Origin of the sequence: Akkermansia sp. KLE1798 (assembly GCF_001580195.1) — a bacterium.
Lineage (GTDB): Bacteria > Verrucomicrobiota > Verrucomicrobiia > Verrucomicrobiales > Akkermansiaceae > Akkermansia > Akkermansia biwaensis.
In genome coordinates this window covers 281882-294942 of record NZ_KQ971081.1, presented here as the reverse complement: position 1 = coordinate 294942, position 13061 = coordinate 281882, and the positions used below count along the sequence as shown (strand labels likewise).

10 protein-coding genes are annotated in these 13061 nt (G+C 52.9%); 3 read left to right on the top strand and 7 right to left on the bottom strand.

Annotated features, from left to right (window positions below):
- Window positions 1–300 precede the first annotated feature (300 nt).
- Window positions 301–1761: a hypothetical protein gene (locus tag HMPREF3039_RS06080; protein ID WP_197483318.1), complete on the top strand. Its 1461-nt coding sequence runs from the start codon at window positions 301–303 to the stop codon at window positions 1759–1761.
- 223 nt (window positions 1762–1984) lie between these two features.
- On the opposite strand, the gene HMPREF3039_RS06075 is transcribed toward HMPREF3039_RS06080, so the two are convergent.
- From HMPREF3039_RS06075 to HMPREF3039_RS13675, 5 genes are all read right to left on the bottom strand, one after another.
- Window positions 1985–3145, bottom strand: a complete 1161-nt coding sequence (locus HMPREF3039_RS06075) for an MFS transporter (RefSeq protein WP_067571510.1) — start codon at window positions 3143–3145, stop codon at window positions 1985–1987.
- A gap of 235 nt (window positions 3146–3380) precedes the next feature.
- Window positions 3381–3761, bottom strand: a complete 381-nt coding sequence (locus HMPREF3039_RS06070; protein WP_067571508.1) for an NADH-quinone oxidoreductase subunit A — start codon at window positions 3759–3761, stop codon at window positions 3381–3383.
- 193 nt (window positions 3762–3954) lie between these two features.
- Window positions 3955–4143, bottom strand: a complete 189-nt coding sequence (locus HMPREF3039_RS13680) for a hypothetical protein (RefSeq protein WP_067981915.1) — start codon at window positions 4141–4143, stop codon at window positions 3955–3957.
- Between the two features lie 82 nt (window positions 4144–4225).
- Window positions 4226–5026 carry a Cof-type HAD-IIB family hydrolase gene (locus HMPREF3039_RS06060; protein ID WP_067571505.1) on the bottom strand — a complete coding sequence of 267 codons (801 nt, stop codon included), beginning with the start codon at window positions 5024–5026 and terminating at the stop codon, window positions 4226–4228.
- A 125-nt stretch (window positions 5027–5151) separates the two neighbouring features.
- A complete protein-coding gene (locus HMPREF3039_RS13675) occupies window positions 5152–5460 on the bottom strand; it encodes a hypothetical protein (RefSeq protein ID WP_167506723.1) in 309 nt (102 codons plus the stop codon).
- A gap of 192 nt (window positions 5461–5652) precedes the next feature.
- Here HMPREF3039_RS13675 and HMPREF3039_RS06055 point away from each other — a divergent pair, with 192 nt between their 5' ends.
- The gene (locus HMPREF3039_RS06055) at window positions 5653–6960 is read left to right on the top strand and encodes an ankyrin repeat domain-containing protein (RefSeq protein ID WP_067981918.1); all 1308 of its coding nucleotides are present in this window, start codon (window positions 5653–5655) and stop codon (window positions 6958–6960) included.
- 202 nt (window positions 6961–7162) lie between these two features.
- Here the strand turns inward: HMPREF3039_RS06055 and HMPREF3039_RS06050 are convergent, their stop codons facing one another.
- Complete coding sequence (locus tag HMPREF3039_RS06050) at window positions 7163–8950, bottom strand: sialidase family protein (protein WP_067571500.1); 1788 nt, start codon at window positions 8948–8950, stop codon at window positions 7163–7165.
- Between the two features lie 97 nt (window positions 8951–9047).
- Window positions 9048–9827, bottom strand: a complete 780-nt coding sequence (locus tag HMPREF3039_RS06045) for a GDSL-type esterase/lipase family protein (protein ID WP_067571498.1) — start codon at window positions 9825–9827, stop codon at window positions 9048–9050.
- Window positions 9828–10148: 321 nt separating this feature from the next.
- Here HMPREF3039_RS06045 and HMPREF3039_RS06040 point away from each other — a divergent pair, with 321 nt between their 5' ends.
- On the top strand, window positions 10149–13019 hold the full coding sequence (locus tag HMPREF3039_RS06040; RefSeq protein ID WP_067571496.1) for a glycosyl hydrolase 115 family protein: 2871 nt from the start codon (window positions 10149–10151) through the stop codon (window positions 13017–13019).
- The last annotated feature ends 42 nt before the right edge of the window (window positions 13020–13061 follow it).

The window sequence follows — 13061 nt, the reverse complement described above, 5'->3', positions numbered from 1 at the left end:
AGATGGCAGGCAGGCTTCCATCTTCCTATGAAAACAATCCTGCTTCTCCCCCTTCTCCTCTGTACACTTCCGTGTCCGGCCCGGCAAACAAAAGGCAACCCGTCGGAACAACCTGAGATAAAGGTCCGTACAGACTACTTTTACATTTCGGAAAATAACGCAAAAGAGGAAAAACGCGACATCACCCTGTTTCTGCATTTCTTCCTGAAAGGCAACGGAACGTTTACTGAACAGGAAGGCCCCCACCAGCTGACCCTGTCGGATCCGGAAGGATCATGGAGCGTTCCGCTTGATACGGGAATGAAAACTGATCAGCATGAACCGCTTGCCGCCAAATTGTCGCAAATGCGCCTCCCTTCTTTGAATCCCGGAAAAGGAATCAAAAACTGGTGCGTGAGGCTCACTTCCCCTCCATTCCACCTGCCTCCCTCCACAACGAAATTCAGAATCAGGGGGCATCTCGTTTTCTACCTTGCCAGACAAATCCATACGCTGCCTCCTTTCAACCTTCTCCAGGAAGGAAAGGGACGAACGCAGGATATCCCCCTCCCCTCCCCGGAACAACGTGAAGGGGACCTGGCCTTTTCCGATACCCCGAACACCGCCACGTTCACTTCCTCCACCCCGTCTTCGGGCTGTGCGGACATGACTTTGAAGTACGATCCGTCACGGTTCCAGTTTGCACAATTCCTCCTCGTAGACAAGAAGGGGAAGGCCGCGGAGGCCACCCCTGCCCGGTTCTCCTTTAATTTCAACAATCAGGGGCATCAGGAATATATCTTTAACCGGCAATACTATTCAAAACAGGATTGGAACCTTCTCCAGGTAAAACTTTTCTACATCAACCCGGAGGAGATGCGGCGCGTCGCGGTTCCGGTGGATATGGAAATAGACCTCGCGCGCAAAGGCCCCCCTGTCCGCCATTCCCGCCAGGAATTCACCATCCTGCCTGCCCCGTCCCCCATTCCTTTCGTCCATGATCCGCGTCTGCCGGAGGAAAAAGTGCGGTTTGGGCTGCATTACTTCCATCAAAACCAAGGCCCCGGCTCCAGCGGGCATTCCCTGGTTTACGACGGACCTTTCACCAGAATTGATTTCCAGCCTGAAACGCCGGAAAACGGGCCTGTGGCCATTAGCATTTCACCGGAAAATCCACTAACCGTGAGAGGCAATGAAACATCACCCCCGGTTTTTGCTGCCGCTTCCAGCCATATGAGCTTCTCCCCCTGGGAAAAAGAAATCCCTATCCCCATCCTGAGCCTGAACATCCCGGATCTGCTGCCGGAAACCTCTTCCTGCTGGACTCTCTCCGGAACGGCAAACATGATCATGGCCAGTCGCGCCTGCCGCATATCCTTCCCGCTTCCTACCGTCATGGGAAGCACGGTCACGCTCCCCCTTCAGGATATTCCGGGAATCAAACTGCCGGATGACGCCAAGACGACGCTCACCGTCACGGACATGAAATCCGAATCCTCACGGAGCTCCCTGCTCCTGCATGTCCGCAGCACCCTTCCTTCCGCCTGTTTCGGCTCCCTCACTCTCATTGACGCGAACAACCGGGAGTATTCGCCGGCGGAACCGGTCGTTCATGACACTCACCCGCAGGGAGTGACACGCATTTATGAACCTTATTGGGAACCTGGGGACCGGAACATTACGGCGGAGCTGATCATTTACATCAATCCCCGCACGGTACGGGTTCCGCTGAATCTGAAATTCGGAGCCGGAGGAATGGTACCGTCTCCGCCATCTGAATAATGGCTCAAAGGCATGCCGCCCAACAATTTTTACCCCCCCTGAAAAACGACGAGTGCAGGTCTCTCCCAACCAGATCATAAGGCCTCAGCGGTAGAAAACATTTCACAGGCCATGGCTGCCCCTCCCCTTGCCGGGAAATCTCGCCCGGCAAACCTCCGGAAAAACGGGGATGAACGGAATCTTCCGGCATGCCGTACCCCCGGAAAAGCGGGCATTCCCTCCGTCATCTGAACTTCTTCAGGAACGGGGCGATCAACGCCGTTCCCAGACCGACCAGGGCAATGAGGGAGAACGACCATCTTAAAGAAGACGCATGGGCAATATGCCCGATGACCGGAGGCCCCAGCAGAAAGCCCAGAAAGCCGATCGTGGAAACGGAGGCCAGAGCCACGCTGGGAATCATCTTTTTGGACTTTCCAGCCATGCTGTAGCAGAGAGGGACAATGGAAGAGGTGCCCAGCCCCACCAGAAGAAAACCTAGCGTGGCGGACCACAGCACCGGGAACAGGACGGCAACCAGAAGCCCGGCGGCAATCAGGATGCCGCTCGCGCGCAGCACGCGCACGGCTCCAAAGCGCATCACCATGCGGTCCGCCGTAAAACGCCCCAGGGCCATCGTGCTCATGAACGCTACATATCCCGTCTGCACCAGGCCCGGGCCTGGCTGGACCACGCTTTCAAAATATACGCCGCTCCAATCGAACATGGTTCCCTCGCTGACCATGCTTCCGAACGCAATCAACCCGATGAGCAGCACATAGGCGTCCATGCTCCGGAACATGCCACCGCTCTGGGAACTGGAACGCCGGGCGTCCCGCGGCAAAAGGAAACGGGAAAAAACGGCCAGAATGACCATGCATATCAGAAAAATGGCGATGAAATGCGTTTCCGTGGACACATTCCAGTCCACCATGAAGGCCCCCAGCAGCGCGCCGAAGAACCCCGCCAGGCTCCACAGGCCGTGAAAGCGGGCCATGATGCTGCACTGGTACAGCCGCTCCACGCCCACCCCCTGCGTATTGACGGAAATATTCGTCAGATTGGCGGCCACACCGAACAAAAACAGCCCTCCGGCCAGTTCCCAGAAGGAGGAAACCAGCCCCAGGCACACGAGTACGGCGGGGTAAAAAACGGAAGACGCCATGAGTATCCTCCGGCTGCCGAAGCGGCCTACCAGGTAGCCGGACAAGGCCATGGCGGACATCTGCCCGACGGGAACGGCAAAGAGGACGGACCCCAGATCGGCATCGTTCATCCCCAGGGTGCTCTTCACGTCGGGAATGCGGCAGGCCCAACTGGCGAACACCAGGCCCTGAAGAAAATAGAAGGTACTGACCGACAACCGGTAAACGCCCTGGGTCGTTTTGGGAAGAGAGAGATTCATTCTGGATTTTCCGGATCGCGCAAAAAGCTAACTTCATTTGCCGCCCCTGGCAAGAGAAATCATATCTCATACAATAAGATTTGACCATGCAGAACCGGCAAAGGAGCAAGGGCCTGGCGTTTCCGGCAGACCATTCATGGTCCGCACTGTTTACCGTAAAAACTCCTCCCTGCAAACAAAAAACGCCGTCCTCACAGAGAGGACGGCGTTTCTTCAAACAAAACGGAAAATTTTCTCAGCGCGGATCGCGGTGCCAGTTCAGGGCGCCCTTGCCCAGGGCATACAGGTAGGCTACCAGCAGAATGCCGATGAAAATGCACATGGCCGTGAACGATTCCGGATTCAGCATCACGTAATCCCGGAAGTTGACGGCCCAGGGATAGAGGAAAACCACTTCCAGGTCAAAAATCACGAAAAGCATGGCCACCATGTAGAACTTAACAGAGAACATGGGAGCCCCTTCACCCACGGGAATCATGCCGCATTCGTAAGGAATGTCCGCAGGCTTGCGAACGGAAGAACGCTTGCCCATCAAGATACTGAGCAACAAAATAATGCCGGCCAGCCCCAGGGCTGCCACCACCTGCACAAGCACTGAAAAGAATTCCTGATTCATGACGTCTGGCACGGGTGTACCACACCCATCCCGGAAAAGCAAAACTAAAAAGGGGCCGCGGTTACCATGCTGACATGGACGCCTATTTTCCCGAAAACGCGGAAAGAACGCCATTTACGGGGCTTTTTCCCGCACGCACGTTTCCCTTCCGCTTTGCTCCTCCATCCGGTCGCGACTCCGGCGTACGGCGGAGTCACGCTCCCATCCAGCCAGCCGCCCAGCCCCATAGCCAGGAACACAAATACCATCCCCCCACCAGCACGGAAACAAGAAGTCCCAGCAATTTCAGCAGCACAAAGCCTCCAGCCAGCACTAACCCGGCTACGCAGGCCATAACCATGCCGGCGATCATGGAAAGGAAATCAAGCACGGACGTCAACATGGCTCCTGCATTCAGTATATCGGTTGACCGCCTCCGGCAAGAATAAAACCGCGGCCATTCCCACAAAAACGGTTCTACGCCCCTAACTCCGGCCTGCCAGCACCTTCCTGAGCACGTGAATCACTCCGTTGTCCTCGTTGGACGGAGCCGTAAACGCAGCCATTTTCCGGATTTCCGGAACGGCATTGGCTACCGCATAGCTGAATCCGGCCTGCCTCATCATCTCGGCGTCATTCATCTGGTCGCCGAAGACCATGGTCTCCGCCGCAGAAATCCCCAGCCGCCGCTGAATCAGCTCCAGGGCATTTCCCTTGTTGGCTCCCTTCCGGCTGATATCCATCCACCGTTCACCGGAAACGGCCACCTGGAAACGGTCCGCCAGATGCTTCAAATGCGGATAGCTGTTATTCACGGCCCCCTGGAAATCGTACACGGCTATCTTCAGCAGCCTGTCGCCCTTGACGGAAAGCAGGTCATCCACCTGTTCGCAACGGGCGTAATACCTGCGGGCCTCCCGGACAAACTCGGGCCGGGAATCCTCTATATAGGCGGAATCCCGGCCCGCCAGCACGATGCAGGCCCCCTCAATGCCCCGGATCTGCACAATCAGCGGCGCGGCGGTCTCCCTCTCCATGTCCGCCACCAGCCATTCATCCCGGCCATCGGCCACATAGGCTCCGTTTTCTGCGATGAACAGCATCCTGTCCGCCACAGGGGAAAAAGTTTTCCGCAGCCCGTCATATTGCCGCCCGCTGGCAGCCGCAAAACGGATCCCGTGTTTCTCCAATTGTTCGAAAATGGTGAAAAAATCCGGATCCAGTTCTCCCCGTCCGTTGAGCAGAGTGCCGTCCATGTCGGATGCAATGAGTCTGACGGAATCCATAACTGCCCACAGCATCGGGTACCTCTTCCTTCAAGGCAAGCGCATGCTGTGCCAGTGCGGAAGCAGAAAACCGGAAAAATCTCAAGGTCCGCTTTAAAACCATTCGCAAACCGCATATTCTCGCTTCATGCCGTCTTTCCCATTGAAAAATCCACCGCAAAGCCGGATGCGGGAACGGTGGATTTCCCCTCTTGCCCGGAACGTTCGAAATCACGCTTCTTTAACATTTCAGCCACATGCTCAATGGATAAGATGACATGCCGGATTAGGAATCCGAAATAATCGAAAATATTTGAACTTAAAATAAATGCAAATAACGGCCCTGATGAATGCGGCGGAATGGAAGCAGAAAACACCATGACACGATCTTTCCGTCCGTCTCCAGGAAAGCTTGTATTTTCTTGCATCCGTCCTTTTCCTGCAAGGTTTCCCATTCTTCCCGGATTCCTAATCCGCGGCCCATTCTTCGGGATTTTTTATATCTCTACCCAGAGGCAGATGAAAACCGTTCTATTTTTTCATTGCTCCCGGTTCCGTATTCCTGCATCATCATGCTTTGCAGTTCCCTGCTTATGATACACATGACATTTGGAAAAAAGGCTCTCTGGTTTCTTGGTGCTCTAAGTGTGTTTGCGGCCCTCGTCGCCGGATCATCCATTTTCTGGTTCCTGCGGAATGAACCATCCCCACGGGAATGGAAATTCAGCCCCCTGTGGTCGGAAACGGAAAAAGAGCAAATCCTGATGGTGGCGGACTATATGGAGCGCCACGGTCCGGAACGGTTCCTTCTCAGGTCCCTCTCACCTAATTCCCGTCATATTGACTGGCACCTGTTTTCCGAATTTTCCATGAGCCAGTACATGAAGGACGAAATCCGGGAACGGCTCCAGATGATACGGGAAACAGCGGAAAACGGAGATGGCCGCTGCCGTTCCTCCCATCATGAATCCCTGCTGCACCTGGCTGCCGGGCTGGGGCACGTCCAGCTTTTGAACCGCCTGCTCCAGATGAACGCGGACCCCAACCTCCAGATCATCATGTCTCCGCAGGCGGCACAGCTCCTGAACGGCTCGGAGCTGGGAGACACCCCCATGACATACGCCTGCTGTCCGGGCCTGGGCGACGACGCGCCTCTTCCCGTGGGCAACAGGCTGACGTGCCTTTCCCTGCTGATCCGGAACGGAGCCAGTGTGGACAAAATCGGCCCCGCAGGATGGCCGCCCCTCGTCATGTCCTGCGTAGCGGGTATCGGGGGAGCCCCTTATGAGGAAACGGCGCTTCTTCTGCTCAAGCACGGAGCGGATATTTCCATTTGCCCGGAACTGAGGGGGAAAAAAACCAGCCTGCTTTCCTGGGCGGTCGCGGCCGGTTACCCGAATGTTGTCCGCAAGCTGTGTGAAGCGGGGTATGATCCCAACTTCCGCGGAGAAATGAGTCCCCCTCTTCTCTGCCTGAACCTGCACGCCCCGGACACCGCTCTCCGGATCACCCAAATACTGATTCAGTACGGAGCGGACGTCAACGCCGCCATGCCCGTGGACACGGCGCCGCCGGATTCCGCAGGAGACACGGCCCTCCTGAACCTGTGCCGCCAGCTGGGCGCCATTGATGAAGAACTGCTCCCCCAAATGCGGGACCTGGTCAATCTGCTGATTAATGAGGGAGCGGACGTCAACCACCAGAACTCCGTCGGGGAAACACCCCTGATGCTCTGCTGCCGTGACATGCTGCTGGGCGACGGAAACCTGGACACCGTGAAACTGGGAATAGCAAGACTCCTGCTGGACCGGAACGCCAAGGCGTTCCTGCGGGACAGATATGGCCGCACCGCTCTCCAGCAAATAGGCAGCCAGGAAAACGAACACATCCACATGGTGCTGAAAAGCCTGCCGGAATTGAACGCTTCCCCCTCTACCCGCCAGGTTCTCCATTAAAAACCTTTCCATTCCACATGGAAAGGCGCTTCTCCCCCTGCCTTCGCCGTTCTTCCGTTCTACGACAACTTCCGGAATCCGCAGCCGGACACTTCCCAAGCGCCGCGGAAAAGCCATTCTTCCGCATCCTTGAAGTCCTCCATCCTGCGGAAACGGGCCGCCCCGGAGGCCTCCCCGCAGCGGTTTCCCGCGCACCGGCGGATCACTTCACACGGGCGCTTACCGTATCCAGCAGCACCCCGGAATCAGGCTTGGACCCGGTGCTGATGAAATGAATGTAGCTGGCTCCGTTGGGAGACTGATTGGCCATCTTCAGCGTTCCCGCCTTGGCGCCGTCCAGAGAGACGGCGGCCTGGCTCCCCTGGAACAGGATGGAAACCTCATGCCATGCCCCGGGTGTGACAGGCACCTTTTTCATGCCCAGCAGCAGATGGGGGGCAGGCTTCAGCTTGATGGGAAACGTGAACAGGGCATAATCCTTCGTCGTGGTATCGCAGGCGTTGAACAAACGGTCCGTCAGGGACACCTGAAGGCCGGAATCCTCCGCCTGTTCCCCGTCCGCCACACGGAAGCGGAACTTGACCAGTCCCGTGGTTCCGTTCGGGAAATTCCACGTAGCGCCTCCGTTCTGATAATCCACATTGGACTTTTCATTCACCAGCTCCGGATCATTCAAACGCTTGATCTGAAGAACCTTTTTGGAACCGCCCGCGGGGTCCGGCACCAATTTGGCGGAGGGCTTGCGGTTGTAGCTGCAATGCCCCTTCTTCTGCGGAATATAAGTATGGATGGTCCATTGGGAATCCAGATCCTTGCCCGTCTGGGAGGAACGCGTCTTGGCGGCCACCCAGCGGCGGTCCACGATCATCAGGCGGCGATGATTCTTGTGCTGGCCCAGGGAAACCAGAATGCGGTTCTTGTCCAGCTGCACCATTTCGCTCTGGTGCTTTCCACGGTCTTCCGGCCCGTCAAGAGTGGCGTACCCCGGATGGTTGCGGTGCTCGTCCAGAATAATTTCCCGGAATCCGTACCAGGTCTTTCCTTCATCGCCGGACATGGCGATGTGGTGGGAATCACGGTTGGTAAACACGTCTTCCCAGGTGCCGTTGCCCGCCGTGGCATTCTCGGGGAGGGCCATCGTATTCGTCCACAGGGAAACAATGGTGCCGTCATCCAGGCGGCCCAGCGTATTCATGGTCAGCGTTCCGAAAAAGCGGGACGGTTCCGGCTTGCTCCATGTCTCGCCACGGTCCTTTGAAAAAGCCTGCCACGCCTGGTCTTGGGAAGTGCGTGCGAGCGCCCACAGGGTGCCGTCCTTCATTTCCAGAACCGTAGCTTCCACGGCATTGTTGAACCATCTGACGCCCTGGTGGGGCGGCTTGGCTTCATGACGGGGGGAAGTAATGCCGCTCCTGGACACGCGCCAGGTCAGGCCTCCGTCGTCGGAAATATGGAATTTGGTCCCGCCGCCCATGTTGTGGAACGGAATAAGCACCCTCTTCCCCTTGTCGACAAAAATGGGGGACCGCATGATGCCGCCCAGCTTCTTAAGATTTTTCCTCTTTTCAGGGTCTTTCCAGTCCTCCTCCAGCTTGCCGTCGTTGGTGACGGCAAACCATTTGCCGTCCAATCCTCCTTTGGAAAGGAACACGAAGCCGCCAATGGGCTGCACGCGGATGAATTCTCCCGTCAGCGGATTGCGCGTGATGGCGGGGGACTCCTTGGGAATGCCGCCATAATTGGGCGGATAACTGGCCGGGGCCATCTTCATTTTCCACGTTTTTCCATTATCCGTGCTCACCAGGTAATCCGGCTCTTTCCTGGTGCCGGAATAATGGCGGATTTCCCGCGCATTCACGCGAACAAGGCCCCGCCCCGCATCGGAAGGCGGGGTGGCGACGATCCGGGGCTCCGGGGCCGGTTCAGCCTTCTGCTGGGCATAACAGCAACACAATGAAGCGGCAAAAAGAAAAAACAGAGAACTTTTCATAAATCAATCAGCAACCAGAGGCAGAGTATTCTTATAGGCAAGCATCCCGGCCATCAAGCCGAATCCCCGCATGATAAAAAAGACCACAGGCAGACCATCACCGGGAATCCTCCCCGCCGCGATAGGCGGAATCCATCTTTTTCAGCAGTATTCCCAGTTCCCGGCCCAGCACCTCGTAGCCCTTCCCATTCGGGTGCACCGTGTCCCTCATGAAGTCCTGCCGCGGGGAAACACCGTCTTCCGACAACAGGGCCTTCCCCGGATTGGCAAAGAAAACCGCCTTTCCGTCGTGGAGCTTCGCCAGCAGCCTGTTCGTCTGAATAATGGGTTGTTCCAGATCCTTTTCCTTCCGTGGCAGGATGCCCAGCAGCAGAACTCTGGAAGAAGGACACTTCCGGCGCACCAGCCGTATAAAGGCCGCCATATTGTCCGCGCACGCCTGCGGCGTATCCCTGCGGTGCCCCAGATTATTGGTCCCCAGCAGGACAATAACCACCCGTGGGGAAATGCCGTCCAGTTCTCCGTTCTGCACGCGGTAATAGGCATTATCCACGTAATCGAATCCGAAGCCCATGTTGGTCGCCCTGTGGGGGCCGAACAATTTCTTCCATGAATCCTCCCCTCTTTTCCCGCTGTCTCCGGAAGGCTCGCCGCCCCAGTGATGGGTAATGCTGTCACCGATCATCACGTACTCCGGCTTCACCACCCGGTTTCTTCTCTTAACGGCTTCATGCCGGGCATTCCAATCATACGGGTCCCGCTGATGGGGCTCCGGCTTCAGTGTGGCGGGCAGAGAAGCGGCGGGGGCGGGAAGAGAGGGAAACGCCAGGCAGGAGGCGCCCAGCAGCAAGGTGAAGATGGACAACATAAAATTCATGGCGGAAGAGCGAAATTGAACAATAGTTTCAACGAATCCTCCCGCATATCAAGACCGCATGAGGTTCCACCCCTCTCCGGATGGAAAAGACCACTACCCAATGACGGTCCCCTCGCAGGCAAAAACCTCGTTTTTCTCAAAGGCTTTTTAACTATCAGATGGATAAAAGCAGCTAGCCGACGACAATTGAAAGTCGGTACTAATCATTTTTCCACCCCGGTTTATTAAAAAAATCAATATATTTTGAAAAACATCAATGTACTGATAACGATAACGCGGCCGGGGCGTAACTTCTAGGCAATTGGAAAAATTTTATCATCCATGAAATCCTTCGCCATATTTAAAATCATATTCTGCATATTATCCACCGTCCCGCTGATAAAAGCAGAAGATAAAATTCCATTTCCTGTCATAGAAAATGGAAATGGAGCATCCATCTATTACAGCGGGAAAAATAAAGTTATCCAGACAGCCATTGACATTCTCATAAAAGATTCTCAACAAGTATGTAGAAAAAAAGGAATTTCTTTGACGGACTCCGAAAAGGAAGGAGATATATTGGTAGGCGTTATCGGAGAAGATAAAACATTCGATACATTATGTTCACAACATTACCCGAAATACAAGGAACTGAAAGGGAAATGGGAAACCTTTCTCATACATCCCATACGTTCCCATGATAACAAGAAAAAACTTCTGATAGCCGGATCGGATACACGAGGCGCAGCATACGGAATATTGGAGCTGTCAAGGAGCATGGGAATATCCCCCTGGATTTGGTGGGCTGATGTCATTCCAGAAAAAAAAGACTCTGTTCTGTGGAATCGCTCCCCTCAACACGTGCAAGGCCCGTCTGTCCCATACCGCGGCATATTCCTAAATGATGAAGACTGGGGGCTCATGCCATGGAGCACAAAAAATTATGATCCGACCAACCGGGCGGGAGAAATCGGAATAAGAACATATTCCAAAATCTTTGAGTTAATGATGAGGCTCCGGGCCAATACGCTATGGCCGGCCATGCACGAATGCACCGTTCCTTTCCATTTTGTCAAGGATGCTAGGGAAACGGCTGAAAAATATGGTATTATCATAGGCACATCGCATTGCGAACCCATGATGAGGAATAGTGCAGGAGAGTGGAACGACCAATTGAACGGACCTTATAATTTTGTCACTAATTCAAACAATGTCATACGTTACTGGAAAGAACGCCTGTTGGAAGTAGGGCAAAAGGAGAACATCTATACGATCGGAATGCGAGGGCGGCATGACGGCAGAATGCAAGGAGTCAATTCCCTTGAAGAAGAAAAGAATGTCTTGCAGCAAGTTATCCGTAGCCAGAGAGAACTTTTAACAAAGCATGTTAACGGCAATATAAAAAAAATACCGCAAATTTTTGTTCCTTATAAGGAAGTTTTAAAGGTTTATAACAACGGATTAAGCCTCCCCGATGATATAACTCTCATGTGGAGCGATGATAATCATGGACACCTGACACGCTTGAACAGCGACAAAGAAAAATCCAGAACGGGAGGTTCCGGAATATACTATCACATCTCTTACTGGGGCGCCCCTCAGGATTATCTCTGGCTCGCATCCACCCAGCCAGGCCTGATCTATCAGGAAATGCAACGAGCGTGGGAAAACCAGGCGCGCAAAATATGGATATTGAATGTGGGAGATATCAAACCAGCGGAATACCTGATGGAATTTTTCCTGGATATGGCATGGAATATCCATTCTATGGATTCAAACACAATTCGTTCCCATCTTTCTTCCTGGGTAAGTCGGCAATTTCCCGGTTACGAACATGAAATATCCCCGCTTTTAAATCTTTATTATGACCTTGCCGCTCAAAGAAAACCGGAGCATATGGAATTTCTGCCCTCAAAAAAAGGGATTCTATTTTCCAATCCATACAATTTTCACGAATTCGGTGACGAGGCAGGGAGAAGAATATATGGGTATCAGGTTATCAGCGATCTATCGGAAGAAATCTATAAAAAAATGGATCATGAAAGAAAAGACTCTTATTTCCAGCTAGTCCACTATCCTGTCTCAGCCGCAGCTTCCATGAACAAAAAAGTGCTGTATGCTCAAAAAGCCAGAGAACTGGCTGTGTATAACCTCCCGGCAGCCAATAACTACAGCACTCTTTCCAAAAAAGAATATGATAAAATATCCCAGTTAACCCATCACTACAATGTGGAAATAAGTAATGGCAAATGGAACGGAATGATGAGTATGTCTCCGAGAAATCAATCTGTTTTCAAATGTCCCGAATTTCCGGAATTCATCACTTCGACAAAAAAAGGCTTGCTGCTTTGGGTCGATGGGAATCCATCCCCCTCAGAAGAACGCCAAGTCACCTTACCCACTTTAACAAAAGGGGGAAAGAGGCCGTCAACCGTTACAGTTTACCAGAGAGACAATGATAACATTGTCTATGAAGCCGTCGATATTCCAAAAGGATTTCAAATTCAAACAAATCCTCTTCCTGGCGGGGAAGTTCAAATAGCCGTATATGCGGATTCCACCACGCAAGACGGACGGAATACCATTAAAATAAAACTCAATGGAGAATATTATGAATTCATATGTCCCGCCGTTTCAGCCAAAACAAACATGCCTCAACAATTTATTGAAAATCAATTTTACATATCATTCCCCGCAGCACAACAAATAAACAATCATTTAAAAACAAAAGTTATTGATTCTCTCGGGCATAGTGGAAGCTCCATAGTCCTTCCGAAATCTTCCGAAGATCATAAAAACAAACATGCCTTTTACGAATTCTATTCCGTCAGCAAAGGACAATTCAACTTATATATCGGAAGCATTCCTATCCACCCGCAATACGAGAAAAAGCTAAGATATGCCGTTATCATTGACAATCAAGCACCTGTCATTGTGTCAACATACGCGGAATTCCATACAAAAAAGTGGAACTTGAATGTCCTGAGAAACCAGTCTTTAACCTCAAGCCAGCATATTATTGAAAAACCGGGGAAGCATGCCATACGGATTTACGCGCTTGACGAAGACTTATACTTGGACCAAATCATGATTGATTTTAAGAAAAATAGAAAATTCTACGCTATTCCTTGCAGTTATTGCAACAATCCATTTTATTCTATTATAAACAAAAATCCTGTTATTAAAAATAAGGGCTTGCCAACAAAAAAATAATAGGCACACTTTCCTCCCTTCATCATCATTTTATATTGGTTT

Bases quoted from the DNA above. Each gene is read 5' to 3' on its own strand.
- HMPREF3039_RS06075 (WP_067571510.1), bottom strand. From the start codon at position 3,145: ATGAATCTCTCTCTTCCCAAAACGACCCAGGGCGTTTACCGGTTGTCG.
- HMPREF3039_RS06060 (WP_067571505.1), bottom strand. From the start codon at position 5,026: ATGGATTCCGTCAGACTCATTGCATCCGACATGGACGGCACTCTGCTC.
- HMPREF3039_RS06080 (WP_197483318.1), top strand. From the start codon at position 301: ATGAAAACTGATCAGCATGAACCGCTTGCCGCCAAATTGTCGCAAATG.
- HMPREF3039_RS06045 (WP_067571498.1), bottom strand. From the start codon at position 9,827: ATGAATTTTATGTTGTCCATCTTCACCTTGCTGCTGGGCGCCTCCTGC.
- HMPREF3039_RS13675 (WP_167506723.1), bottom strand. From the start codon at position 5,460: ATGGGAAACCTTGCAGGAAAAGGACGGATGCAAGAAAATACAAGCTTT.
- HMPREF3039_RS06070 (WP_067571508.1), bottom strand. From the start codon at position 3,761: ATGAATCAGGAATTCTTTTCAGTGCTTGTGCAGGTGGTGGCAGCCCTG.
- HMPREF3039_RS13680 (WP_067981915.1), bottom strand. From the start codon at position 4,143: ATGTTGACGTCCGTGCTTGATTTCCTTTCCATGATCGCCGGCATGGTT.
- HMPREF3039_RS06050 (WP_067571500.1), bottom strand. From the start codon at position 8,950: ATGAAAAGTTCTCTGTTTTTTCTTTTTGCCGCTTCATTGTGTTGCTGT.
- HMPREF3039_RS06040 (WP_067571496.1), top strand. From the start codon at position 10,149: ATGAAATCCTTCGCCATATTTAAAATCATATTCTGCATATTATCCACC.